This is a genomic window from Pantoea sp. X-Soil-ISGK-259 (assembly GCF_059730705.1).
On the sequence record NZ_AP035986.1, the window covers coordinates 2,070,686 to 2,094,925 of the forward strand.

Genomic DNA, 24,240 nt, shown 5'->3' on the forward strand with positions numbered 1-24,240 from the left:
AATGGAAAGCCTTATAATCCGCCGAATCTCTGCCCGCGACAAGGCGCTGCGTCAAACTCGCCCCTCTCTGCCATGCTTTACTTAGCAGCCCGCTGCTCAGCACGCTGCGCTGCATACACTGAGCGCAGAGTGGGCTGATTAATGCGTTGCCAGCCGGAAGGTGGAGACCGACTGCGTCAGGTACTGTACCTGCTCTTCCAGCGAGGCAGAGGCCGCCGCAGACTCCTGCACCAGCGCCGAGTTCTGCTGAGTAACGCTATCCATCTCGGTGACGGCCTGCTCAATCTGACCGATGCCGCGACTCTGTTCATCAGAGGCCGTGGAGATATGCTCCATCAGAAGATTGACGCGGCTGACCGAGGAGATAATCGCGCTCATGGCATCACCGGTCCGGCTGACCTGATCAGAACCGGCATGAATGATCGAAACCGATTCGGCAATCAGCCCTTCAATCTCTTTGGCAGCGGTGGCGCTGCGCTGGGCAAGATTACGCACTTCCCCTGCCACTACCGCAAAGCCACGTCCCTGCTCACCTGCACGGGCGGCTTCAACGGCTGCGTTCAGCGCCAGAATATTGGTCTGGAAAGCGATGCTGTCGATAACGGTCGTGATCTCTTCAATCTTCTTCGAGCTGGCATTAATCAACGCCATTGATGTCACCACTTCCTGCGAGACTTTTTCACCGCTCTCCGCATTCTTCACCGCTTCACTGGTCAGACGGCAGGCTTCAAAGACGTTTTCGGTATTCTGTTTCACCGTGGCGCCCAGTTGCTCCATGCTGGCCGCCGTTTCAGTCAGTGCGGCGGCCTGCTGTTCGGTACGCGAGGCAAGATCGATGTTACCCGCTGCAATCTCCTGCGAGGCGGTGGAAACGGAGCGGGTTGAATCACGCACCTGCAGAATAATGGTGGTCAGCGCACTGCGCATCTGCTCCAGTGAGCCCATCAGCAGCTGAATTTCGCTGCGTGAACCTGACCTGGCCGGTACCGTGGTATCCAGCACACCCGCCGCAATCAGTTTGCAGTGTTCCTGCGCGTCATTAAGCGGTGAAAGTACGTAGCGCTTCATGAAGATGTAAATGGCAATAATAATGGCAAAAAACAGGACGCCAAACAGCCCAAGCATCGTAATGCCGGCGGTGAAGTGACTCTGGGCATCGCTGTTCAGCTTTTTAGCATACGTTTCATGCTGGGCCAGCACCCGATCCAGAATGATTTCGTACTGGCGATCAAGGCGAACCACGTTAGGGATCTGACTTTTAAAGCGCACCTGATCATGCGCCTCAGCGGCATCAATTAAGGGTTGTAGTCCCTGCTGACGATAGGCCAGATAAGCCTGACTATAGGCGTCAGCTTCGGCTTCTTCGCCTGGCAGACGCGGCGCATTCATGTAGGCCTGAAATGCGGCATCCGCTTTACCTGCTACGGTCCGCACACTGTCCAGCGTGGCGGGATTGTTTGCGTCGCTGCCCTCAATCTCCTTCATATATTCCATCAGACGGACACGCAGCGTTCGGCTGTGGTTGATCGGGTCAATCACTGAGAGCACCACACGGATCTCTTTGTTAACCGCATTCAGGGAGTGATTGCTCTGAATCAGGAGCCAGGTACTGATTGCCACGCTGGTCAGAAACAAGGCCAGCAGGAAGGAAAATATCATCAGGGAAGATTTTTTTAACGACATTGCGGTGTTCCAGTAATGAGGGGATTAATCGCTATATCGGCAGAAAGAGGTGCCCCATTAGGGTAATGGATTTTTTTAGTTACAATAGGCGGGTGGGCAGTGATCAGTGTCTCCACCAGGAACGGTGCAAACCGCCCGCTGCACCGGGCGGATAACGTGATGCTCACGCCTGAAATGGGCTGGGGTTATGCAACACCCAACGCCATTTTCACCTCATTTGCGATCTTCTCAACCTGCGGGCCATAGATCACCTGAATATCGTGCTCGCTGACACGATTAACACCGTTCGCACCGGTGCTCATCAGCGTCTGATCGACCACCTGATTCATCTCTTTAACCCGAACCCGCAGACGGGTAAAGCAGCAATCGACATCCTCAATGTTGGCCTGCCCACCCAGTCCGCTAATAATCACCTGCGTGCGTTCATCCGCGGTCACCTGTTGCGGTTTTTCATCCTCCGACTCCCGGCCCGGTGTTTCCACATTCATTCGGGTAATCACCAGCCGGAAAGCGTAGTAGTAGATCGGCGCATAGATTACGCCCAGCGCCAGCGTCCACCACCAGTGGGTTTTCGCCCCGCCCAGCATGCCGAACACCACCAGGTCGATGACGCCGCCCTGCACGTTGCCGATCATCAGATGCAGCATCGACATCAGCATAAACGACAGGCCGGTCAGGAAAGCATGCAGCAGGTAGAGCACTGGCGAGACAAAGATAAAGCAGAACTCCAGCGGTTCCGTAATGCCGGTGGTGAACGAGGTCAGCGCCCCCGCCATCACCAGCGCTTTGACCCGCTGTTTATGTTCGGGCCGCGCGGTGTGATAGATGGCCAGCGCCGCCGCGGGCAGGCCAAACATCATCACCGGAATCTTGCCCTGTGCCAGAAACTGCGTGGCGGTGCGCAGGGTCTCATCGGGGATCGATCCCGGATGGGTCAGCGAGGCGTTGAAAATGTTCAGCGCACCGACAACCGTCTGACCATCGACCACCGCCATGCCGCCAATGGGTGTAAAGCGCACGGTTTCATTGAGAATATGATGCAGGCCGGTGGGGATCAGGATGCGCTCAAAAGCCCCCAACAGAAAAGCACCATACTGGCCGCTTTTACCAATCATCTGTCCAATCCAGGCGATGCCATTGCCAATGGTCGGCCAGATCAGCGCCAGTAACACGCCAATCAGCGGCAGACAGACCACGGTAATGATCGGCACAAAACGCCGTCCGCCAAAAAAGCTGATCGCCGTGGGCAGTTGCTGCGTGTAAAAACGATTGTGCAGCGCCACCGTGATCAGTCCGGCAATGACCCCACCCAGCACGCTCATGTTGTAAGTGAAGACACCCAGCATGTTGATGTACTCCGCCGAGGTCATCATGGCGGTGGTCTGATCCATTCCCGCCTGCTGCAGGGCTGCCGGTGTGGTCGTCGCCGCCGTAATCCCTTTCGCCGCCAGCGTGGCGCTGATGCCGACATTCATCACGATGTAGCCAATCACTGCGGCAAAGGCGGCCGTGGGTTTTTCTGCTTTTGCCAGACCGATGGCACTTGCTACCGCAAAGAAGACGGGCAGATTAGCAAAGAGCGCGCCTGCCACTTTGCGAATAAAGCCAATGATTATCTGGGGAATCTGCATCTGCGCAAAAGCATCGCCGGTTACCGCCGGATTCTGCATCGCCGCCGCCAGTCCGAGAAAAATACCGGCGGCCGCGATGACTGAGATGGGCATCATCAATGCTTTGCCAAACGCATGGATCTGGCTGGTCAGCTGTTTCATGGCGTCACGCTCTCTCTGATTGTGAACAGCAAGTATTAGCCTGTTGTCAGCAGAACTCCCGTTATCGGCCGGTTTAAGGCGGGTAAAATCTGAGCACCATCACATTTCAGGCCTGTTCACGATAAACGCCAGCTATCGCACCATTATGTCAATCAATTAGACAAGGTATAACGATAGCTGCAGACTTCCTTTCACCATCAGGCTATAACCTGATAACAAACACCAAACAATAATGCCTACTATAAAAGCCTGCACTCACTATGAAATTTAAACGCCAAATCAAACCCTATCGCGCGGCTGCGGGCGGCTGGGGTTCTCTGGAAGCCACCACGCGTTTCGTGCTTGACAGCAAAGCGGCCCTGAAAAATATGCGCAACCTGATGCGCATGAATAAAGCACGCGGTTTTGACTGTCCGGGCTGCGCCTGGGGTGATGACAACAAAAGTACCTTCAGCTTCTGCGAAAACGGGGCCAAAGCGGTCACCTGGGAAGCGACGCGCCGCATGGTCGACACCGACTTTTTTGCTAAACACAGCGTAACCACGCTCTATACCCAGAGTGATTACTTCCTGGAGTATCAGGGGCGTCTGACTCATCCGCTGCGCTATAACGCGGAAACTGACCACTATGAGCCGATCAGCTGGGAAGATGCGTTTGCGCTGATCGCGCAGCACATCAAGGCGATGGATCATCCGAATCAGATGGAGCTTTACACCTCCGGTCGCGCCAGCAACGAAGCCTCCTGGCTCTATCAGCTGTTTGGTCGCCTGATGGGAACCAATAACTTCCCTGACTGCTCGAATATGTGCCACGAAGCCAGCGGCACCGGTCTGAAGCGCAGTATTGGCGTCGGTAAAGGCACGATTCGTCTGGATGATTTCGATCACGCCGATGCGATTTTCGTCTTCGGTCAGAATCCCGGCACCAACCATCCGCGTATGCTGCACAGCCTGCGTCATGCTGCCGATCATGGTGCGAAGATCGTCACCTTTAATACCCTGCGCGAGCGCGGTCTGGAACGTTTTGCCGATCCGCAGAAGCCGCTGGAAGTCGTCACCTCAAAAGCGGGTAACATCAGCTCGTCTTATTATCAGCCCAATCTGGGTGGTGATATGGCGGCGGTGCGCGGCATGGTGAAATCCCTGCTGGAGACCCATCGCGCGCGTCTGGCAGCCGGTGAAAGTGGCCTGTTTGACCAGACCTTTATCAATGCTAAAACCAATGGCATTGAGGCCTATCTGGATGCGGTGGATAACACCAGCTGGATGCAGATTGTGGCGCAGTCTGGCCTGACGCAGGCGCAGATCCGTGAAGCGGCGGCGATTTACCAGAGCGCTGACCGGGTGATTTGTACCTGGGCAATGGGCATCACCCAGCACAAACACTCGGTAGACACGGTTCGCGAAATCACCAACCTGCAGTTGCTGTTTGGTCAACTGGGCAAAAAAGGCGCAGGCCTCTGCCCGGTTCGCGGTCACAGCAACGTGCAGGGTAACCGCACCATGGGGATTGATGAGAAACCGGCTAAAGCGTTCCTGGACGCGCTGGGTAATCATTTCAATTTCGAGCCACCGCGTGCCGCGGGCCATAACACCGTTGAAGCGCTGAACGCGATGCTGCGTGATGAAGTCAAAGTGCTGATCGCGCTGGGTGGCAACCTGGCTGCGGCTGCACCAGATTCACCGCGCACCGAAGAAGCGATGTCACGCTGTGGTCTGACTGTGCATATCAGTACCAAACTGAATCGCAGCCATCTGGTGCCGGGTCATGAAGGGCTGATTCTGCCGACGCTGGGCCGCACCGAACGCGATCTGCAGGCGACCGGCAATCAGTTTATTACCGTGGAAGACTCCTTTAGCATGGTGCACGCCTCTGAAGGGATTGGTATTCCGCTGGCGGAAACACAGCGTTCTGAGACCTGGATTGTTGCCGGTATCGCGCAGGCGGTGCTGGGTGATGAGAAAGTGAAATGGCGCGAGCTGGCCGGTGATTACAACCTGATTCGTGAGCATATCGCGGCAACGATTCCGGGCTTTGCCGACTTCAATGCGAAATGTGATATCCCCGGCGGTTTCTACCTGGGTAATGCCGCTGCCGAGTTGCGCTTCAATACGCCGAGCCAGAAAGCAGAGTTCAATGCCGCGGCGCTGCCGACCTCGCTGTTCCCGAATCTGGATCAAGAGGTCCCTTTCACTCTTCAGACGCTGCGTTCACATGACCAGTACAACACCACGATTTACGGCCTCGATGACCGTTACCGTGGCGTGTTTGGTCAGCGCGAAGTGGTGTTCATCAACCCGGATGATATGACAGACCTTGGTTTCACCGAAGGTCAGAATGTCGATATCGAGACACTCTGGAATGATGGCATTACCCGTCGCGTCAGCGGCTTCAAACTGGTTCCCTATAATATTCCGCGCGGTAATCTGGCGGCTTATTACCCGGAAACCAACCCGCTGGTGCCGCTGAACAGCTTTGGTGATGGCAGTGGCACACCGACCTCTAAGTCGGTGCCGGTGAAGCTGGAACTGTCAGCGGCACTGCCTGAACAGCGCATTGCCTGACCTCCCTTTCACTCCTCTCTGAAAAGCCGGTTCGTCCGGCTTTTTGCCTTGCCGCGCGCCGCCGAATCGCGTAAAACTGTCAGCCGCAATCAGGCCACGAAACGTAAAAATTATGTTCCAGGATAACCCGCTGCTCGCGCAGCTGAAACAGAAGCTCCATTCGCAAACGCCTCGAGCTGAAGGCGTCGTTAAAGGCACCGAAAAAGGCTTCGGCTTTCTGGAAGTCGATGCGCAGAAAAGTTACTTCATTCCGCCTCCGCAGATGAAGAAAGTGATGCATGGCGACCGTATTACCGCTGTGATCCATAGCGATAAAGATCGCGAAAGCGCTGAGCCGGAAACGCTGGTTGAGCCGTTCCTGACCCGCTTTGTTGGTCGGGTGCAGAAGAAAGACGATCGCCTGTCGATTGTGCCGGACCATCCCCTGCTGAAAGATGCGATCCCGTGTCGCCCCGCACGCGATGTCAGCCATGAGTTTGAGAATGGCGACTGGGCAGTAGCAGAAATGCGTCGCCATCCGTTAAAAGGCGATCGCGGCTTCTATGCCGAACTTACCGATTTTATTGTCAAAGCTGATGACCATCTTGCTCCGTGGTGGGTGACGCTGTCGCGTCATAACCTTGAGCGTGAAGCACCTGATGTCAGCTTTGGCGAGATGATGGATGAAAACCTGACGCGTGAAGATCTGACCGCGCTGGATTTCGTCACCATCGACAGCGCCAGCACCCAGGATATGGATGATGCGCTCTATGCAGAAGCACAGGACGACGGCACCCTGCGTCTGACTATCGCTATCGCCGATCCGACCGCCTATGTGGCAGAGGGCAGTCAGCTTGATAAGCTGGCGGCACAGCGTGCGTTTACCAACTACCTGCCGGGCTTTAATATCCCGATGCTGCCGCGCGAACTCTCTGATGATGTCTGCTCGCTGCGTCCGAATGTGCGTCGTCCGGCGCTGGCCTGCCGCGTCACGGTAGCTGCCGATGGCACCCTGGGTGATGACGTCGAGTTCTTTGCTGCCTGGATCGAGTCTAAAGCCAAGCTGGCTTATGACGATGTCTCTGACTGGCTGGAAAACAGCGGCACCTGGCAGCCAGAAAGCGAGGCGATTGCTGAACAGATTCGTTTGTTGCACCGCCTTTGCCTGGCGCGCAGCGAGTGGCGTCAGACCCACGCGCTGGTGTTTAAGGACCGCCCGGATTACCGCTTCCTGCTCGGTGATAAAGGCGAAGTGCTGGAAATTGTGGCTGAACCTCGCCGCATCGCTAACCGTATTGTTGAAGAGTCCATGATTCTGGCCAACGTCTGCGCGGCAAAAGTGCTGCGTGATCGTCTGGGCTTTGGTATTTACAACGTGCATGCCGGTTTCGATGCCACCAATGCTGAACAGGCTGCCGCGGTACTGGCCAATCACGGTATTACCGTGGATGCACAGGCGATCACCACACTGGAAGGTTTCCGTGTGCTGCGTCGTGAGCTGGACGCCCTGCCGACCCAGTTTCTTGATAGCCGGATCCGTCGTTTCCAGACTTTCGCTGAGATCAGCACCGAGCCCGGCCCGCACTTCGGTCTGGGTCTGGAGGCTTACGCCACCTGGACCTCACCGATTCGTAAGTTCGGCGACATGATCAACCATCGTCTGCTTAAAGCAATTATTCGCGGTGAGTCGATCGCACGTCCGGATGATGCGGTGACGGTAACGATGAGTGAACGCCGTCGCCTGAACCGGATGGCGGAACGTGACGTTGGTGACTGGCTCTACGCCCGTTATCTTGCACCCTTTGCGGCTACCGATCGTCGTTTCAGCGCCGAGATTATCGACGTGTCGCGTGGCGGCATGCGTGTTCGCCTGGTCGAGTTTGGTGCGGTTGCCTTTATCCCGGCACCGTTCATTCACGCGGTGCGTGATGAGCTGGTCTTAAGTCAGGAGAATGGCAGCGTACAGATCAAAGGTGACGTGGTTTACCGTGTGACCGACGTGATTGATGTCACCATCGCCGAAGTCCGCATGGAAACTCGCAGCGTCGTGGCCCGGCCCGCCGTCTGAATGTCGCGTATTTAAGCGCTGACACAAGCGGGATAACGCTGGTTATCCCGCCCTTTCCCGCCCCGTTCTGATTGCAAAAAAGTTAAATTTGTACCCCGCTTCACACTTCTCCACTGATTAACTTTCACTTACATTCCATTACATTAAGTTTAACTCGTTGTTTTCGATCGCTTTCCTCTCGGTCCTCACAAGGAGTTAGTCATGAAGAACGTCAAAACCAGTGTGATCTGGTTAGTGGTGGCGTTAATCGGCGCGGGCGCTTTCGCCATGCTGGCCCTCAGCCGCGGCGAACACGTCAATGCAGTCTGGCTGGTGATCGCCGCTGTCGCCTGTTACAGCATCGCTTACCGCTTCTACAGCCTGTTTATCGCCCGCAATATTTTTGAACTGGACGATCGCCGGATGACGCCTGCCGAGCGGCTGAGCGACGGACTGGATTATGTTCCCACCAATAAATGGGTGCTGTTTGGCCACCATTTCGCGGCCATTGCGGGCGCCGGTCCTCTGGTCGGTCCGATTCTGGCCGCGCAGATGGGGTTTCTGCCGGGCACTATCTGGATTCTGGTCGGGGTGATGCTGGCAGGCGCGGTTCAGGATTTCCTGATCCTGTTTATCTCGACCCGCCGTGATGGCCGTTCGCTGGGTGAAATGGCGCGGCAGGAGCTGGGCGCATTCGCCGGTGTCGTGACAATGCTCGGCGCGCTGGGCGTGATGATCATCATCCTGTCGGCGCTGGCGCTGGTCGTCGTGAAGGCACTGGCGAACAGCCCGTGGGGGTTGTTCACTATCGCGGCCACCATTCCGATTGCGCTGTTTATGGGCGTCTACATGCGCTTTATCCGCCCCGGTAAAATCGCCGAAGTGTCATTGATTGGCTTTGTGCTGATGATGGCGGCGATTATTTATGGCGGCGACGTGGCACAACATCCGTACTGGGGCCCCTTCTTTACCCTGAAAGGCACCTCGCTGACCTGGGTTCTCGTCATCTATGGCTTTATTGCTTCTGTGCTGCCGGTCTGGCTACTGCTGGCACCGCGCGACTACCTCTCCACTTTTCTTAAAATTGGCGTGATTGTCGGCCTGGCGGTGGGCATCGTCTTTGCCATGCCAGAGATGAAAATGCCAGCAGTGACCAAATTTATCGACGGTACCGGTCCGGTATTCTCCGGCGCGATGTTCCCGTTCCTGTTCATTACCATTGCCTGCGGAGCAATCTCAGGCTTCCATGCGCTGGTCTCCAGCGGCACTACACCAAAACTGGTGGAGAGGGAGAGTCATATCCGCTTTATTGGCTATGGCGCGATGCTGATGGAGTCTTTTGTGGCGATCATGGCGCTGATTTGTGCCTCGGTGCTGGATCCCGGCGTCTATTTTGCCATGAACTCCCCTGCCGCGCTGATTGGTACCACCGTTGAGAGCGCCTCTCAGGTCATTAATGGCTGGGGCTTTGTGGTCACGCCAGAAATGCTGAGTGGCATCGCCCGCGATGTCGGTGAAGGTTCCATTCTCTCTCGCGCAGGCGGCGCACCTACCTTCGCAGTGGGAATGGCCCATATTATTACCGAGATCTTCAACAGTCGGGCGATGATGGCATTCTGGTATCACTTCGCCATTCTGTTTGAAGCGCTATTTATCCTGACCGCGGTTGATGCCGGTACCCGCGCCTGCCGCTTTATGGTGCAGGATCTGGTGGGAACAGTGGTGCCTTCTATGGCGAACAACCGTTCCTGGCTGGGTAATATGGCGGGCACGACAGTCGCCGTTGCAGGCTGGGGTTTCTTTGTTTATCAGGGCGTGGTCGACCCGCTGGGCGGCATTAATACCCTGTGGCCACTTTTTGGTATCGGCAATCAGATGCTGGCCTCGATGGCGCTGATTCTCGGTACTGTGGTGCTCTTCAAAATGAAAAAGCAGCGTTACGCCTGGGTGACGATTCTGCCGACCGTCTGGTTGTTTATCACCTCAATGACCGCGGGCTGGCAGAAAATCTTCCATGAGAAACCTTCTATCGGTTTCCTGGCGCAGGCGAATAAATTCCGCAAAGGGCTGGATGAAGGCGTGATCATCGCGCCAGCAAAAAGCGTGGCGGATATGCAGACCATCGTGTTCAGCAATCAGATTAACGCCGCGCTATGTGCTTTCTTTATGCTGGTGGCGGTCACCATGCTGATCTCGGCATTCTTTGTCATTCGTCGTGCACTGAACAGCTCGGTGCCGACCACCCGCGAGACGCCGGTAGCAATGCGCAACAAGGAGGTGCGCCATGTCTGATGCTATTCATCAGGTCCACCGTCCACACGGTGACTGGCAGATTCTGCACTGTAATGTGATTGCTGCTTCTCCGCCGCAGAGGTTTAGCTGGCGGGGATTCTGGCGCGGCCTGCAACAATGTTTTCGCTTAATGGTCGGGGTGCAGGATTATCAAAAATATCTGCAGCATATGCGACGGCATCATCCCGGACAGGCGCCGATGAGCGAGCGCGATTTTCACCGTTATTGCCTGGATGCCCGCTTCCCCAGCCAGGCCGGTAAACTGGGCAAATGTCCCTGCTGAATGCACTGAATAGCCCCGCACCGTCGGGGCTTTTTTGTGCCATTCTTATCTGGATGGGAAAATATATTTGGTTTGCACCTTGTGCTTGCCTCAGATGATGAATACTGTTGCTAAAATAATGAGATAACGCCTGCAGAGCACTTCCCGGAGGAAGTTTCCATGACCGATGAACAAGGGCAAACGTTGTTGTACACCCTTTTTGGTACAACTAGCCCTCATTGGCGTCTGACCGCGGACAGCGATGCATTGCATTTTGCCGAAGATGAGTCGTCACAAACTAATATCGCCCTGCCGCTGACACCCGGCCAGGCTGCAATGATCCGCGCAATGCCCGTCATTACTTCAAGTATCAATCTGACCATGTCCCTGCAAGGCATTGATGTGCCAATGCATTTTGTCGGACGTAAAGTGAACCAGGCCTCCTGGGCCGGAACCGCTTCTGCCTGGGGAGATACGTCTGCGGTCGCCCGTGACCTGACCCTGGGCCTTTCATTCGCCGAACAAGTGGTTTCTGAAGCTAATTCAGTGATTGTTATCCTCGATCAGCGGGGCAATATTCAGCGTTTTAACCGCCTGAGTGAAGAATATACCGGTCTGAATGAACATGAAGTTATAGGCCGAAATGTCTTTCAGTTGTTTATGACCCGGCAGGAAGCCTCACAGTCGCGGCGCAACATTGCAGGCTTCTTCCGTGACGGTAACTCGTACGAGGTGGAGCGCTGGGTCAAAACCAAAAAGGGCCAGCGACTGTTTCTGTTTCGTAATAAGTTTGTTCACAGCGGCAGCGGCAAAAATGAAATTTTCCTCATCTGTTCTGGTACAGACATTACCGAGGAGCGACGTGCCCAGGAACGCCTCCGGGTGCTGGCAAACACCGATACGGTCACCGGTTTACCTAATCGCAACGCCATTCATCAGCAGATTAGCCTGGCGCTGGAGCGCGCCGGGCATGATGAGACCGGTGTCGTCTATCTCGATCTCGATAATTTCAAAAAAGTGAACGACGCCTACGGTCATATGTTCGGCGATCAATTACTGCAGGCAGTCTCTCTCGCGATTCTTAGCTGTCTGGGTAAGGACCAGACGCTGGGTCGTCTGGGTGGCGATGAGTTTGTGGTGCTGGCTGAACACACCAGCCAGGCTGCGCTGGAGGCGATGTCCTCCCGCATTCTTGAGCGCCTGCGACAGCCTTTCCGTATCGGACTGATTGAAGTTTACAGTGGCTGTTCCATCGGTATCGCTTTCGCACCGCTGCATGGCGAAGATAGAGAGAGCCTGATTCGTAACGCGGACACCGCGATGTATCACGCTAAAGAGAATGGTCGCGGCAAGTTCTGTGTCTTTGCCGCCGAGATGAACCAGCGGGTCTTTGAGTATCTGTGGCTGGACACCAACCTGCGCAAGGCGCTTGAACTCGATCATCTGCTGGTACATTACCAGCCTAAGATTGATAGCGATGGACAGGTTCGCAGCGCCGAGGCATTAGTACGCTGGAACTCACCAGAGCGTGGTATGGTTTCGCCCGCAGATTTTATTCCCTATGCCGAAGAGTCAGGGCTGATTGTGCCGCTGGGACGCTGGGTAATGCTCAACGTGCTTCAGCAGATTATCGTCTGGCGTCAGCAGGGTATTTTCCTGCGCATCGCTGTCAATGTGTCTGCCCGTCAGCTGCTCGACCAAAGTATCTACACCGATCTGAAACAGGCACTGCATGAGGCGAATATCACTGATTGTCCGATTGATATTGAGCTCACAGAAAGTTGTCTGATTGAGAATGAAACTGAAGCGCTGAAGCTGATGAAACAGTTTCAGGAGCTGGGCGCACAGGTTCATCTGGATGATTTTGGCACCGGTTACTCTTCGCTTTCTCAGCTCGCACGTGTGCCGATCAATGCGATTAAGCTCGATCAAAGCTTTATCCGCGACATCAATAAACAGCCGGTATCACAATCGCTGGTGCGTGCAATCGTCGCCGTCGCGAAGGCGCTTGATTTGCAGGTGATTGCAGAAGGTATTGAGACGCCGGATGAAGAGAAGTTCGTGCTTAAAAGTGGTGTTGATGGGCGTCAGGGTTACTATTACGCAAAACCAATGCCCGCGGAACAATTTGGGCATTGGCTGGCTAAGCATCCTGCCCGCGTTTAATGCTGGTCCGGATTAACCCGCTTTACGCAGTGATGCGCTGTGGCGGTTTTGTAACTGTACCAGGCGTTCCATGTAAGCAATATCTTTAGGTTCGATAGTAAACGCGTAATCGACCCAATCTTCTGTGATATCCATGAGCTCAGCGCGTGACAATTGCAGCACGCGCTGGCGCGCTTTCAGCATCGCCCGCACGCCATTGAGTTTAGGCCGTAACGTGTCGATAAAGGTGCGAGTGGCACGATAGCTGTCGCCTGGCTGGAAGACCTTATCGACCAGTCCACGCGTCTCATACCACTCAGCGCTGTGAGACTCCCCTTCACAAATCAGCTCTTCGGCCAGTTTCATGCCGGAACGACGTGCCACCAGTGAGTAGCCGCCCATACCAGGGAACAGGTTAAAAGCAATTTCCGGGAAGCCCATCCGTGCATTGTTTTGCGCCAGGATGAAGTGATGCGCCAGCGCCGCTTCGAATCCGCCGCCTAACGCACTGCCCTCGATCATCGCCAGCGTCACCGCGCCTGTATCAAAACCGCGTGCTGCAGAATGGATGCAGTCCACGCAGGCACGCGCATAAGCCCGGAGCGCCTCGCGGCGGTTGTTGCGAATGCACTCAACAAAGAAGCGCAGATCGCCACCGGCGTTGAACATTTGCGGAACCAGTGACCCGGTGACCCAGAAGTCGATTGGCAGGCCCGAACGCTGAGCGGCATAGCTCAGGTTCATGATCTCCTCAATCAGTTCATGGTTGAAACTCGGACGGGGCTGTGCACGCAACATCATCCACATGGTACGACGCCCTTCTTCGTAATAGGCGACTAACTGCGTGGTATTGCCGACTTCGGTAAATAATCTGCACGTTGCTTGGTTAATAACTGTCATTGTCTCATCCTCTGTTTATATTTTGATGCGTTAAATACGCCACATCAGCGTAATGCAGAGTGAGGCCAGACCAAATGAGAGATTGATTTACAACACAAAATCCAGAGTGATCCCCGACTGGCGCGCCGGGGATTGATTAGGCAGGTTACTTAATAGCGGCACGCTGCCCGACGGCAACATGGAGACGCTTAAGGCGTTTTGAATAGATAGCGGTGATAATGGGCACCAGCACTGAGGTCACAATGACAGATGTGGCAACCAGCGCCGTTGCGGCAGGCGCAACCGGTTTAAACTGCGGCAACATCTCGGCAATCAGTACGGGTGTCGCCACTGCGGCGCCTGCCGTACTGGATGCGGCTATACCGGCCGTGCCATCCCCGCCGCCAATCAGCCGGTCGGCCAGAATAAGCGGGATACCTGTAATGATGATCACGGCGATGCCCAGCATGATGCCCAGCAGTCCGGTTTCCGCAATCACACCCAGGTTAATGGTGTTACCCAGCGCAAAAGCGAAAAAAGGAATCAGCGTATGTACCGCTTTTCCGAAGAAGTCACGCAATTCCGGATCAAGATTCCCTAATGCAAATCCGACCACAAACGGCAGGACAGCGCCCATAAACACGTGTGGCTCGAATGAGGCGATACCCGCAGTACCCAGAATAACCATGGTCATTAATGGCCCGGACTCCAGTGACATCAGCACAAACGCGCCAGCCTCCTCTTTGGAACCGTATTGCTGCATGATCGAGGCATACAAGCCGCCATTCGTCATGTCCATTGCAGCTACCAGCGCCAGCGTGGATAAGCCCGCGAACATCCCCACTTCTACCCCATTCTCCGGCATCACGCGTGAGGCGATAGCCGCCACAACCCAGGCAACGGCAATTTTCGTTAACACCAGCGTGCCTGATTTACGCAGTACCGTGCCGGTAGCGCTGAGCTTTATCGATGCTCCCATACAGAAGAACCAGACGGCCAGAATCGGCACCGTCCCCGTCATCAGACCGTTGGTGAAAGAGCCGAAGTATTTCCCGGCGCCGGGAGAGAATGTATGGCAGAGTGCGCCGATAAACAGCGGAATAAGCATCATGCCGCCCGGAATTTTGTCTATTGCCCGTTTGATGTGCATACAGGTTTCACCTTTGCTTTGCCAGTGTTGGAGCAGGAAGTGCCCGAAGGCGATGAAAGCAAAGTAGTGATTTGAGGTTATTAAAACAGTGATCGTCTCGATATAAATGAAACACTGTTTTATTTTTTCAGGATGGATGTTTTGATAACTATGATGGAGATCGCCATACCAGCGGCAATGGCGACAAAAAAAAGGGACGCCGTCGCGTCCCGTTCGTTATTTTTGCCCGTACCAGGCATTCTCACCGTGCTTCCGCAGGTAGTGCAGATCGAGCAGCGTCTGATTAATGGGCGGCAGGTTAGCAGTAAGCTGCTGGCTAAAGAGCCCCATATAGGCCACCTCCTCCAGGACAACCGCGCTGTGTACAGCGGCATGGGCGTCTTTACCCCAGGCAAAAGGGCCGTGGGAGTTGACCAGTACCCCCGGGATCGCCGAAGGCGATAATCCGCGCTGCGCGAACGTCTCAATAATCACTTCGCCTGTGTTCCACTCGTACTCGTGCTGAATCTCTTCGTTACGCATCGCACGGGTGCAGGGGATCTCGCCATAGAAATCGTCGGCGTGGGTTGTTCCCCAGGCCGGAATGGGTCGTCCTGCCTGCGCCCAGATGGTCGCATGACGCGAATGCGTATGGACAATGCCACCGACTTCCGGCCAGGCGAGATAGAGCGCACGATGCGTCGCCGTGTCCGATGAAGGGCGTTTATCCCCTTCTACCACATTGCCACTCGCCAGATCGACCACAACCATGTCGTCGCGCTTCATCACTTCATAGCGCACGCCGGAAGGTTTAATCACCAGCAAACCCTGCTCGCGATCAATCGCGCTGACATTCCCCCAGGTAAAGGTCACCAGGTTGTATTTGGGTAGATCCAGATTCGCTTCCAGAACCTGTTGTTTAAGGTGTTCCAGCATCTCTTTTCTCCTGCTGACAATCGTCCCTGAATTTTGCGGAGTCGGACGCGAAAGAGTTATGGAGCAAATGGCTATAAACGCAGAAGGAATGGCTGTGAATGAAAAAATGTGCCGTGATTTCAGAATTTTCCATCTTCGGAATTATTGCAGAACGCTTAGAATCCTCTCAGACAATGCGTGGACCTGTTGGCCTGTCGCATTGTGACTCACCCGCTACAAACGGTTTGTCCATGGTGATCACATTTCTATGCCGTCAGGGATGAGGCAATAATGCGACACAAGCGGGCTGAGGAAATATCGGAGCTATACTAAGAGTGTTGCCTCTGTGAGCACATCAAAGGAGAAGTGTATGACTACAACAATGAAACGAATCACTGCCGTTGTACTGGCTACCACGTTAGCTGTTGCCCTGAGCGGCTGTTCTAACTGGTCTAAGCGTGACCGCAACACCGCCATTGGCGCGGGCGCGGGTGCGATTGGGGGTTCAGTATTGACCAATGGTAGCGCGCTCGGCACAGTCGGTGGCGCCGCAGTTGGTGGTATTATCGGTCATCAGGTCCACTAAGGACCTTATTAAAAGAATAAACGGCTACGCTAAGCATCTACATGACCATCGGGCTACTTCGGTAGCCCGATTTTTTTAATTCAGCCGCCCGCCAGTTTGACTTTCATCCCTTTAGCTTCCAGCAGGCTTTTCAGTAAATCGCGTTTGTCACCCTGAATCTCAATAACACCCTCTTTTACCGATCCACCACAGCCACACTTCTTTTTCAGTTCAGCGGCCAGCAGCGTCAGTGCTGCATCATCCAGATCAATGCCGGTGATCAGACAGACGCCTTTGCCTTTGCGTCCGCTGGTCTGGCGCTGGATGCGTACAATGCCATCCCCTTTTGGCCGCTCTGCTTTAGTCTCAGGCTGGGTAATGCGCCCGCTGTCGGTGGAGTAAACCAGTCGATTATCATCTGCCATTATGGTGTCTCCAGACTGTGCAGGATCGCCTGCAGGGTGGCGGCGGGATCGGCGGATTGGGTGATCGGACGCCCTATCACCATGTAGTCTACGCCCGCCTGCGTCGCCTGCTGGGGTGTCATGATGCGACGCTGATCGCCTGCATCGCTGCCTGCCGGGCGAATTCCCGGCGTGATCAGCGCAAAATCCTGACCCAAAACCTGTTTGAAGCGAACCGCTTCATGTGCAGAACAGACCACGCCATCCAGCCCGCATGATTGCGTCAGCTTCGCCAGTCGTTCTGCCTGTTCGGCAGGCGAAAGTGTAATGCCCAGCTCTTTGAGATCGTCTGTATCCATGCTGGTCAGTACGGTCACCGCAATTAGCAGAGGCGCATCTTTGCCAAAAGGAAGCAGCGCCTCGCGCGCTGCGTTCATCATCCGCGCGCCACCGCTGGCATGGACGTTGACCATCCAGACGCCGAGATCGGCAGCAGCAGCCACGGCATGGGCAGTGGTATTAGGAATATCGTGGAATTTCAGATCGAGAAAGAGCTCAAAACCGCGCTGCTGCAGGGTGTTAACCAGCGAGGGTCCGAACAGCGTAAACATCTCTTTGCCCACTTTCAGTCGGCAACTGCGGGGATCAATCTGGTCTACGAAACGCAGCGCGCTGTCGAGGTCATGGTAATCCAGCGCGACCAGAATCGGCGAAGCGGTCACATTGTGGGGTGAAGGCATGGCATTTCCTCTGCAACAGGCGCCCGCAGGCGCATTAGACAAACGGCAAGCATTCTACCTGCGGTATCTGACCATCACAATCGCCTTTGCCCCTCTGCCCGGCGTTTTATGCACGATGGCGGAGGTCAGGGAGGTGATAACCAACCAGTATGTTGTAACTATAATAAGGCATGTTCTGTGCACGGCGGCCAGTTTTACTGGCCGTCTAGCCCACGAATAGGTTTAACGGAAGACCAGGTACGGCAGGATGGGCAGTGCCAGTAAAGTGCATGCGCGGTGAAACCACACTTCTGGCAGCGATAGCGCGGCTTGGTGCGAATCTGTTCGCCCACCATGTCACGCAGCACCATCAGGCTTTCTTTGGCACGGCCATCTTCCGCATCATGCAGGTTCAAATCCATCAGGCGATGGAACACACGCATTGTTGGATGGCGTTGCAGCTGTCGACTGATGTAGTTTTGCGCCGCTTCAGCACCCTGCTGCTGCTCCAGGATATCCGAGAGATAGAGTTCCGCTGCGGCTCCCGTATTCTCTTCCACACAACGCTGCAGGAAATCAGCCCAGGCTTCGGGCTGATTAAGCCGCTGGAAACAGGTCTCCAGCATCCCCAGCGTTTCACTGACCAGCTCTTTATCCTGATCCAGCACCCGCTGCAGATGGCCCACCGCTTTGGTGAAATCCTCTTTCTCCATGAAAATACGGCCCATCATGATAGAGATGCGCGCGCTGTTGCGATCGGCCGCCTCCCCTTTCTTCAGCAGGCTCATTGCGCGATCCAGGTCGTCGCTGCTCATGGCCTGTAACGCCAGTTCACAGTAGAAGTGGGCAATTTCGCCCTTCTGCTTATCTTTACCGAGCTTAACCAGACGTTCTGCCACCTCAATCGCCTGCTGCCAGTCGCTGGTTGCCTGATGGATCAGCAGCAGCTGCTGCAGCGCGCCCACCCGGAAGTCCGTTTCATCGGTGAGCTGCTTAAACATATCTTCAGCGCGGTCATAAAAGCCCGCCGCCATATAATCACGCCCCAGTTGCTGAACGGCGAGCAGACGCTGCTCGTAGCTCAGGGAAGCACTTTCCATGAGAGCCTGATGAATACGGATAGCGCGATCAACTTCGCCACGCGATCGGAAGAGATTACCCAGCGTCAGGTGTGCTTCTACCGTGCCGCTGTCCTCTTTGAGCATATCAAGGAACAGATCGACCGCTTTGTCCTGCTGATTTGAGAGCAGGAAGTTTACGCCAGCGACATATTCACGCGACAGTCGGTTGGCTTCCTGTTGCTTGTCCTGATGTGCACTGCGGCGGCCCATATACCAGCCATACGCAGCCGCCACCGGCAGTAACAGAAACAGCAATTCATGCATCGGGGATTATTCCCGGCCAGCCGGCGAAGCTGGCGTGGTCGCCAGAGCAGTACTCTGCTCGATTTGCGTCTGCATACGCTTGATTTTCCGGTTGGCATTTGCCAGTGCGACGCGGGTCCGTAACCAGAACAGCCCACAGATAATCCAGCCAAGCACGAAACCTGCGCCAAACAGCGATGCCAGTAAGGTCGAGATGCTGAACTCACCCTGCGCCAGCAGATAGTTAAAAGTAATGACCTGATCGTTATGCGCACCCAAAGTGACGGAAATAATAAAAATGACCAGTACCACTAAAAAAATCAGCAAATATTTCACAGTGCATCCTGTTGTGAGGTTGTCGGGTAGAATTATGCCAAAACTCCAGCAAAAATGCTGCTCCCAGCAGCATCGGCCAGGTCACTTTTGCGCAGGCCTGACTAATAATATGGGGTCTTAAGGGTGAATTACAATCAGGGCTCCCGCTGCGCCACCTCTTTTTGCTCTTCCGGCGGCAGCGTCAGTGGTCCACAGAATCGCTGTGCCAGCCAGGTAGCGACGGTGACCAGTATCCAGGAAAGTACCGTTGCCATTGCCAGATCGCGCGGCCAGTGCATGCCCAGCAACAGACGGCTCGCCATCACGCCCGTGGCCCACAGGAAGATCACCACCACGGTTTTATAGTGACGACGCGGCCAGAGCAGGCCCAATGCCAGTAGCGCCCAGCTGGCGGCAAACATGGTGTGACCAGAGGGAAAAGCGAAACCGGTTTCAAACGCCCAGTGACGTTTCAGCCAGCCCGGGATCTGCGTCTCATCGGCTATCAGCGAGGTCACCATCTCCCCACGCTGTTTACGTTTAAGTTCGTAAAAGGTCTTTTCGTCCAGACCATGATGCTGTTCCAGCCAGATCACATAGGGACGCGGCTCCTGTATCTGCTCTTTAATAAAGGATTTGGTGTATTGCCCGGCCAGAATCGTCGCGTTCATGATCAGCAGAAGCAGAATGGCGGGCTTCAGGCGAAAGCGCAGGCACCAGAGCATCCATGCACTCAGCAGCACGCTGGTGACAATGCCCCACGGATTGGTAACGGTTTCGGTCATCCAGAACAGACCTTTCAGCACCGCATTGCTTTCACCTGCCTGCCAGCGCCAGCCAGTAAGCCAGACGGCAACGGGCATGATCAGCAGCAGCAGCATTCCGAAGGTGGTTCGACGCGAAATCTTAAACATCCTCTTCCCTTATCCCGGTGTTAAAAGACAACAATTGCATAACTTTAGCTTAAAAAAGAATAACATAACCGTTGCCGATTGGATAATTGTGCTTTATCACTGCAATTGGTATCAGAGATTACCAGCCCGCTTGCGGGTTGTGGCACAATATTGCACGTTTGTCGGGCCACACTGGCCTGTGCACTATCATGATGATAGTGCATCCTCTGAAGGTTCTGGAGAGTCACATGCAGCTTAAACGGGTGGCAGAAGCCAAACTGCCCACGCCATGGGGAGATTTCCTGATGGTTGGTTTTGAAGAACTGGCAACCGGACATGACCACGTTGCACTGGTCTTTGGCGATATTAATGATAACGAGCCGGTACTGGCGCGCGTTCACTCCGAATGCCTGACCGGCGATGCGCTCTTCAGCCTGCGTTGCGACTGCGGCTTTCAGCTTGAAGCCGCCCTCAATGCCATCGCAGAAGAAGGTCGCGGTGTGCTGCTGTATCACCGCCAGGAAGGCCGTAATATCGGTCTGCTGAATAAGATCCGCGCCTATGCGTTGCAGGACAAAGGCTATGACACCGTAGAAGCGAACCATCAGCTAGGCTTTGCCGCTGATGAACGCGACTTCACCCTGTGCGCCGATATGTTCAAACTGCTGGGCGTAAATGAAGTGCGCCTGCTGACCAATAACCCGCGTAAAGTTGAGATCCTCAGCGAAGCCGGGATCAACATCGTTGAGCGTGTGCCGCTGGTTGTGGGACGTAATCCGAAGAATGCGCACTATCTGGATACCAAAGCGGCGAAGATGGGGCATCTGCTGCCGAAATCCTGAATGAAAAAGCCGGGTCTCCCCGGCTTTTTTTGTCAGTCCAGCATATTGCGGATAACGTAGTGCAGGATGCCGTCGTTACGGTAATAGGTCAGCTCATTACCGGTATCAATGCGACAGCGGGTGTCCAGCGCCTCTTTACTGCCGTCAGCACGGGTCAGCGTCACTTTCACGCTGCAGCCTGGCCTCAGTGCCTGAAGATTCTCCACGTCAATACGCTCCTCACCGGTCAGGCCCAGGGTTTTGCGGGTCACGCCCTGCGGGAATTCCAGCGGCAGAATGCCCATGCCGATCAGGTTTGAGCGGTGAATACGCTCAAAAGATTCAGCAATGACAACCCTCACACCCTGCAAACGTGGCCCTTTCGCCGCCCAGTCGCGGCTTGAACCGGAGCCATACTCAAGACCGGCAATCACGGCCAGCGGTATACCTTCCGCCTGATATTTCATCGCCGCGTCATAGATAGCCAGCTGCTCGCCACTCGGATAATGACGGGTATAACCGCCCTCCACGCCTGGCACCATCTCATTGCGGATTCGGATGTTGGCGAACGTGCCGCGCATCATCACTTCATGGTTACCGCGACGGGAACCGTAGGAGTTAAAGTCGGTTCGCTCAACGCCGTGTGACAGCAGATAACGTCCGGCCGGACTTTCAGCTTTGATGCTGCCCGCCGGTGAGATATGGTCCGTGGTGACGGAATCGCCCAGCATAGCAAGGACCCGCGCACCGCGAATATCCTGCACCGGCTTAGGCTCTTTCTCCATATCATCAAAGAACGGCGACAGACGAATATAGGTCGAGCCTTCATCCCAGTCATACGTCGCCGCTTCACTGACCTTGATCTCCTGCCACTCGGGCGTGCCGTCGAAGACTTCAGCGTACTCTTTGTGGAACATGTCGCTGGTAACCTGCTGCACGGCTGTGGCGATCTCTTCCGGCGTTGGCCAGATATCTTTCAGATAGACCGGCTGGCCCTGACGATCGTGGCCCAGTGGCTCAGTCTGCAGGTTGATTTTCATATTACCCGCCAGCGCATAGGCTACCACCAGCGGTGGCGACGCGAGCCAGTTGGTTTTAATCAGCGGATGAATACGACCTTCAAAATTGCGGTTGCCGGACAGCACTGCACCGACTGTCAGATCGCCCGCTTTAATGGCAGACTCAATCTCATCTTTTAGCGGACCAGAGTTACCGATACAGGTGGTGCAGCCATAACCGACCAGATTAAAGCCCAGCTCATCAAGATAAGGGGTGAGTTGCGCGACGGCGAGATAGTCTGAAACCACTTTAGAACCGGGTGCCAGTGAAGCTTTAACCCACGGCTGACGTTTCAGGCCACGCTCGACCGCTTTCTTCGCCAGTAAGCCAGCCGCCATCAGCACGCTGGGATTAGAGGTGTTAGTACAGGAGGTAATCGCACTGATTACAACGGCACCGTCGGTCAGTGTATGCGTCAGGCCGGTGTCACTGTCGGTGTATTCGACATTTTTATGCGGTTTCTGTGCCTGATTCACTTCCAGCTCGTTGCTGGCGTCAAACGCGGCAGGCACATCACCCAGCGAAACCCGATCCTGCGGACGTTTTGGTCCGGCAAGGCTCGATTCCACTTCGTTCATGTCCAGTGACAGGGTGCTGGTAAAGCGCGGCTCATCGCCGGCGTTACGCCACAGGCCCTGCGCTTTGGCATAAGCTTCCACCAGGGCGACCTGGTCGGCATCGCGTCCGGTGAGCGTCATGTAACTGAGCGTGACATCATCGACCGGGAAGAAACCGCAGGTCGCGCCATATTCCGGGGCCATGTTGGCAATAGTGGCGCGATCAGCCAGCGGCAGATCGGCCAGACCATCACCGTAAAACTCGACAAATTTGCCCACGACGCCATGCTTACGAAGCATCTGGGTAACGGTAAGCACCAGGTCAGTCGCGGTGATGCCAGGCTTGAGTTTGCCGGTGAGTTTGAAACCCACTACATCCGGAATCAGCATGGAGACGGGCTGGCCAAGCATGGCAGCTTCTGCCTCGATTCCCCCTACTCCCCATCCCAGCACGCCCAGCGCGTTGATCATGGTGGTGTGGGAGTCAGTGCCGACCAGTGTATCGGGCCAGGCATACTCATCGCCGTTGAGCGTTTCATGCCAGATCGCCTTACCCAGATACTCCAGGTTCACCTGATGGCAGATACCGGTGCCCGGCGGTACAACCCGGAACTTATCAAAAGCTTTCTGTCCCCAGCGCAGGAAGACATAACGCTCATGGTTGCGCTCCATCTCCAGCCGGACGTTCTCCTCGAAAGCGTCATCATCGCCAAAGTGATCAACGGTAACTGAGTGGTCAATGACCAGATCCACTGGCGATAACGGATTCACTTTCGCCACATCGCCACCCAGGCGATTTACCGCTTCGCGCATCGCCGCCAGGTCAACTACGGCAGGTACGCCGGTAAAGTCCTGCATTAATACACGGGCGGGACGATAGGCGATTTCACGATCGGCGTGGGCATCTTTTTGCCAGTCAACCAGCGCCTGAATATCTTCTGCCGTAACAGAATCACCATCCTGCCAGCGCAGTAAATTTTCCAGCAGGACCTTCAGAGATTTGGGCAGACTGTCTATATTGCCGAGATGTTGAGCAGCGCGGGGAAGACTGAAGATGTGATATTTTTTGGTGTCGACCTGCAGTATTTCCTGACTCTGCTCGCGTAGGGTAGACGACATAGCTCCTCCTTTTTCATTCATGGTCTTAAACCTTAGAGAGACAAAGGTTTATGTTAAAGATAGACCAAAATTCGTTAACGATTTGATTACAACACAAATTGCCACAATCGCTCACAAACGAAAATGCCCCGTGAGATCACGAGGCATCATAAAAAAGGTGATTTAATTCAAATTACAGCGTTATCCACACCGCCGCAGACCAGAACGCAAAGGAGAAGGCATACGCGCTGAGCCAGGACATTTTAATCATATTCATTTGGTTCACTCCTTCGCCGGAATCTGGCGTAAAAGTTTTTGCGGTCACCTCATCAAGGCGACACCCTTTGGTCGTACGCAATGTGGTAAAGGGCAATTAACAAGCCCGCCGGAAACTCCGGTAATAAAAACTGCGACTAATAAATGGTCTGAAAACGTTATTTACTCTTAGGGTCCAGGAATGACTCAATAAAAAGTCTCTGGTTATCACTCAAATCCCACGATTCGGGGATAGACACTTTCTCGTCCTTTGCAAGTGGTTCTTTTCCTTTGCAGGCAACCGGCTTGTGCTGACGTGAAGTCAGGGAACGTTTATGGCTGAGTGTGTTTGCCCACATGGCTTTAGCCCCAGATACGCCAAATCATTAACGCTACTACCACCCAGAACAGCGCAGAGGCAGCGAATACGGTTAACCAGGCGTTGCGACGGGTGTTGCCGGTACGCTCAACCTTGGTGCTTTTTGCCGGGAAACCCGGTTGTACAGTCAGTCGTGTATTCATA

Annotated in this window: 20 protein-coding genes; 7 read left to right on the plus strand and 13 right to left on the minus strand. The window is 54.8% G+C overall.

Annotated elements, in window-relative coordinates; genetic code table 11:
• Nucleotides 1–138: 138 nt before the first annotated feature.
• Nucleotides 139–1,683 (minus strand): methyl-accepting chemotaxis protein, encoded by a 1,545-nt coding sequence (locus tag AC6I77_RS09675; RefSeq protein WP_497816849.1) that lies wholly within the window; start codon nt 1,681–1,683, stop codon nt 139–141.
• Between the two features lie 185 nt (nt 1,684–1,868).
• A complete protein-coding gene (locus tag AC6I77_RS09680) occupies nt 1,869–3,455 on the minus strand; it encodes a PTS transporter subunit EIIC (protein WP_140033364.1) in 1,587 nt (528 codons plus the stop codon).
• Between the two features lie 260 nt (nt 3,456–3,715).
• On the opposite strand from AC6I77_RS09680, the gene AC6I77_RS09685 reads away from it, so the two are divergent.
• The 5 genes from AC6I77_RS09685 to pdeR all read left to right on the plus strand — a co-directional run bounded on the left by AC6I77_RS09685 (nt 3,716) and on the right by pdeR (nt 12,765).
• Nucleotides 3,716–6,019 (plus strand): FdhF/YdeP family oxidoreductase, encoded by a 2,304-nt coding sequence (locus AC6I77_RS09685; RefSeq protein ID WP_039660145.1) that lies wholly within the window; start codon nt 3,716–3,718, stop codon nt 6,017–6,019.
• 112 nt (nt 6,020–6,131) lie between these two features.
• Nucleotides 6,132–8,066, plus strand: a complete 1,935-nt coding sequence (locus AC6I77_RS09690) for an exoribonuclease II (protein ID WP_485525764.1) — start codon at nt 6,132–6,134, stop codon at nt 8,064–8,066.
• 201 nt (nt 8,067–8,267) lie between these two features.
• Nucleotides 8,268–10,337 carry a carbon starvation CstA family protein gene (locus tag AC6I77_RS09695; protein WP_008925270.1) on the plus strand — a complete coding sequence of 690 codons (2,070 nt, stop codon included), beginning with the start codon at nt 8,268–8,270 and terminating at the stop codon, nt 10,335–10,337.
• Nucleotides 10,330–10,620 (plus strand): YbdD/YjiX family protein, encoded by a 291-nt coding sequence (locus tag AC6I77_RS09700; RefSeq protein WP_003853839.1) that lies wholly within the window; start codon nt 10,330–10,332, stop codon nt 10,618–10,620. The genes AC6I77_RS09695 and AC6I77_RS09700 overlap by 8 nt, the downstream gene beginning before the upstream one ends.
• 159 nt (nt 10,621–10,779) lie before the next feature.
• Entirely contained in the window at nt 10,780–12,765 is a 1,986-nt protein-coding gene (pdeR, locus tag AC6I77_RS09705) for a cyclic di-GMP phosphodiesterase (protein WP_008925271.1), read from the plus strand.
• Nucleotides 12,766–12,777: 12 nt separating this feature from the next.
• Here the strand turns inward: pdeR and AC6I77_RS09710 are convergent, their stop codons facing one another.
• From AC6I77_RS09710 to araD, 3 genes are all read right to left on the minus strand, one after another.
• Nucleotides 12,778–13,644, minus strand: coding sequence for a crotonase/enoyl-CoA hydratase family protein (locus AC6I77_RS09710; RefSeq protein ID WP_003853843.1), 867 nt, complete (start codon nt 13,642–13,644; stop codon nt 12,778–12,780).
• A 145-nt stretch (nt 13,645–13,789) separates the two neighbouring features.
• Nucleotides 13,790–14,773: a 2-keto-3-deoxygluconate transporter gene (kdgT, locus tag AC6I77_RS09715; RefSeq protein WP_497816850.1), complete on the minus strand. Its 984-nt coding sequence runs from the start codon at nt 14,771–14,773 to the stop codon at nt 13,790–13,792.
• Between the two features lie 216 nt (nt 14,774–14,989).
• Nucleotides 14,990–15,688, minus strand: coding sequence for an L-ribulose-5-phosphate 4-epimerase (gene araD, locus AC6I77_RS09720; protein ID WP_039660139.1), 699 nt, complete (start codon nt 15,686–15,688; stop codon nt 14,990–14,992).
• A gap of 349 nt (nt 15,689–16,037) precedes the next feature.
• Here araD and osmB point away from each other — a divergent pair, with 349 nt between their 5' ends.
• Complete coding sequence (gene osmB, locus AC6I77_RS09725; RefSeq protein ID WP_003853848.1) at nt 16,038–16,253, plus strand: osmotically-inducible lipoprotein OsmB; 216 nt, start codon at nt 16,038–16,040, stop codon at nt 16,251–16,253.
• A gap of 80 nt (nt 16,254–16,333) precedes the next feature.
• Here the strand turns inward: osmB and yciH are convergent, their stop codons facing one another.
• The 5 genes from yciH to pgpB all read right to left on the minus strand — a co-directional run bounded on the left by yciH (nt 16,334) and on the right by pgpB (nt 19,948).
• Entirely contained in the window at nt 16,334–16,657 is a 324-nt protein-coding gene (gene yciH / locus AC6I77_RS09730) for a stress response translation initiation inhibitor YciH (RefSeq protein ID WP_039660138.1), read from the minus strand.
• Nucleotides 16,657–17,376 (minus strand): orotidine-5'-phosphate decarboxylase, encoded by a 720-nt coding sequence (pyrF, locus tag AC6I77_RS09735; RefSeq protein ID WP_485525765.1) that lies wholly within the window; start codon nt 17,374–17,376, stop codon nt 16,657–16,659. Before pyrF ends, yciH begins: the two co-directional genes overlap by 1 nt.
• A 194-nt stretch (nt 17,377–17,570) precedes the next feature.
• Nucleotides 17,571–18,740: a lipopolysaccharide assembly protein LapB gene (lapB, locus tag AC6I77_RS09740; RefSeq protein ID WP_003853853.1), complete on the minus strand. Its 1,170-nt coding sequence runs from the start codon at nt 18,738–18,740 to the stop codon at nt 17,571–17,573.
• 6 nt (nt 18,741–18,746) lie between these two features.
• On the minus strand, nt 18,747–19,055 hold the full coding sequence (locus tag AC6I77_RS09745; RefSeq protein WP_003853856.1) for a LapA family protein: 309 nt from the start codon (nt 19,053–19,055) through the stop codon (nt 18,747–18,749).
• 134 nt (nt 19,056–19,189) lie between these two features.
• Entirely contained in the window at nt 19,190–19,948 is a 759-nt protein-coding gene (gene pgpB, locus AC6I77_RS09750) for a phosphatidylglycerophosphatase B (protein ID WP_078804456.1), read from the minus strand.
• 227 nt (nt 19,949–20,175) lie between these two features.
• On the opposite strand from pgpB, the gene ribA reads away from it, so the two are divergent.
• The gene (gene ribA, locus AC6I77_RS09755; protein ID WP_003853859.1) at nt 20,176–20,769 is read left to right on the plus strand and encodes a GTP cyclohydrolase II; all 594 of its coding nucleotides are present in this window, start codon (nt 20,176–20,178) and stop codon (nt 20,767–20,769) included.
• A 32-nt stretch (nt 20,770–20,801) separates the two neighbouring features.
• On the opposite strand, the gene acnA is transcribed toward ribA, so the two are convergent.
• The 3 genes from acnA to AC6I77_RS09770 form a co-directional block, all read right to left on the minus strand.
• A complete protein-coding gene (gene acnA / locus AC6I77_RS09760) occupies nt 20,802–23,483 on the minus strand; it encodes an aconitate hydratase AcnA (protein ID WP_110411368.1) in 2,682 nt (893 codons plus the stop codon).
• Between the two features lie 413 nt (nt 23,484–23,896).
• Nucleotides 23,897–24,076: a YciX family protein gene (locus AC6I77_RS09765; RefSeq protein ID WP_071591715.1), complete on the minus strand. Its 180-nt coding sequence runs from the start codon at nt 24,074–24,076 to the stop codon at nt 23,897–23,899.
• A 4-nt stretch (nt 24,077–24,080) separates the two neighbouring features.
• Nucleotides 24,081–24,239, minus strand: coding sequence for a YmiA family putative membrane protein (locus AC6I77_RS09770; RefSeq protein ID WP_003853864.1), 159 nt, complete (start codon nt 24,237–24,239; stop codon nt 24,081–24,083).
• Nucleotide 24,240: the final 1 nt, after the last annotated feature.

Bases quoted from the DNA above. Each gene is read 5' to 3' on its own strand.
- AC6I77_RS09675 (WP_497816849.1), bottom strand. From the start codon at position 1,683: ATGTCGTTAAAAAAATCTTCCCTGATGATATTTTCCTTCCTGCTGGCC.
- AC6I77_RS09680 (WP_140033364.1), bottom strand. From the start codon at position 3,455: ATGAAACAGCTGACCAGCCAGATCCATGCGTTTGGCAAAGCATTGATG.
- AC6I77_RS09685 (WP_039660145.1), top strand. From the start codon at position 3,716: ATGAAATTTAAACGCCAAATCAAACCCTATCGCGCGGCTGCGGGCGGC.
- AC6I77_RS09690 (WP_485525764.1), top strand. From the start codon at position 6,132: ATGTTCCAGGATAACCCGCTGCTCGCGCAGCTGAAACAGAAGCTCCAT.
- AC6I77_RS09695 (WP_008925270.1), top strand. From the start codon at position 8,268: ATGAAGAACGTCAAAACCAGTGTGATCTGGTTAGTGGTGGCGTTAATC.
- AC6I77_RS09700 (WP_003853839.1), top strand. From the start codon at position 10,330: ATGTCTGATGCTATTCATCAGGTCCACCGTCCACACGGTGACTGGCAG.
- pdeR (WP_008925271.1), top strand. From the start codon at position 10,780: ATGACCGATGAACAAGGGCAAACGTTGTTGTACACCCTTTTTGGTACA.
- AC6I77_RS09710 (WP_003853843.1), bottom strand. From the start codon at position 13,644: ATGACAGTTATTAACCAAGCAACGTGCAGATTATTTACCGAAGTCGGC.
- kdgT (WP_497816850.1), bottom strand. From the start codon at position 14,773: ATGCACATCAAACGGGCAATAGACAAAATTCCGGGCGGCATGATGCTT.
- araD (WP_039660139.1), bottom strand. From the start codon at position 15,688: ATGCTGGAACACCTTAAACAACAGGTTCTGGAAGCGAATCTGGATCTA.
- osmB (WP_003853848.1), top strand. From the start codon at position 16,038: ATGACTACAACAATGAAACGAATCACTGCCGTTGTACTGGCTACCACG.
- yciH (WP_039660138.1), bottom strand. From the start codon at position 16,657: ATGGCAGATGATAATCGACTGGTTTACTCCACCGACAGCGGGCGCATT.
- pyrF (WP_485525765.1), bottom strand. From the start codon at position 17,376: ATGCCTTCACCCCACAATGTGACCGCTTCGCCGATTCTGGTCGCGCTG.
- lapB (WP_003853853.1), bottom strand. From the start codon at position 18,740: ATGCATGAATTGCTGTTTCTGTTACTGCCGGTGGCGGCTGCGTATGGC.
- pgpB (WP_078804456.1), bottom strand. From the start codon at position 19,948: ATGTTTAAGATTTCGCGTCGAACCACCTTCGGAATGCTGCTGCTGCTG.
- ribA (WP_003853859.1), top strand. From the start codon at position 20,176: ATGCAGCTTAAACGGGTGGCAGAAGCCAAACTGCCCACGCCATGGGGA.
- acnA (WP_110411368.1), bottom strand. From the start codon at position 23,483: ATGTCGTCTACCCTACGCGAGCAGAGTCAGGAAATACTGCAGGTCGAC.
- AC6I77_RS09765 (WP_071591715.1), bottom strand. From the start codon at position 24,076: ATGTGGGCAAACACACTCAGCCATAAACGTTCCCTGACTTCACGTCAG.
- AC6I77_RS09770 (WP_003853864.1), bottom strand. From the start codon at position 24,239: ATGAATACACGACTGACTGTACAACCGGGTTTCCCGGCAAAAAGCACC.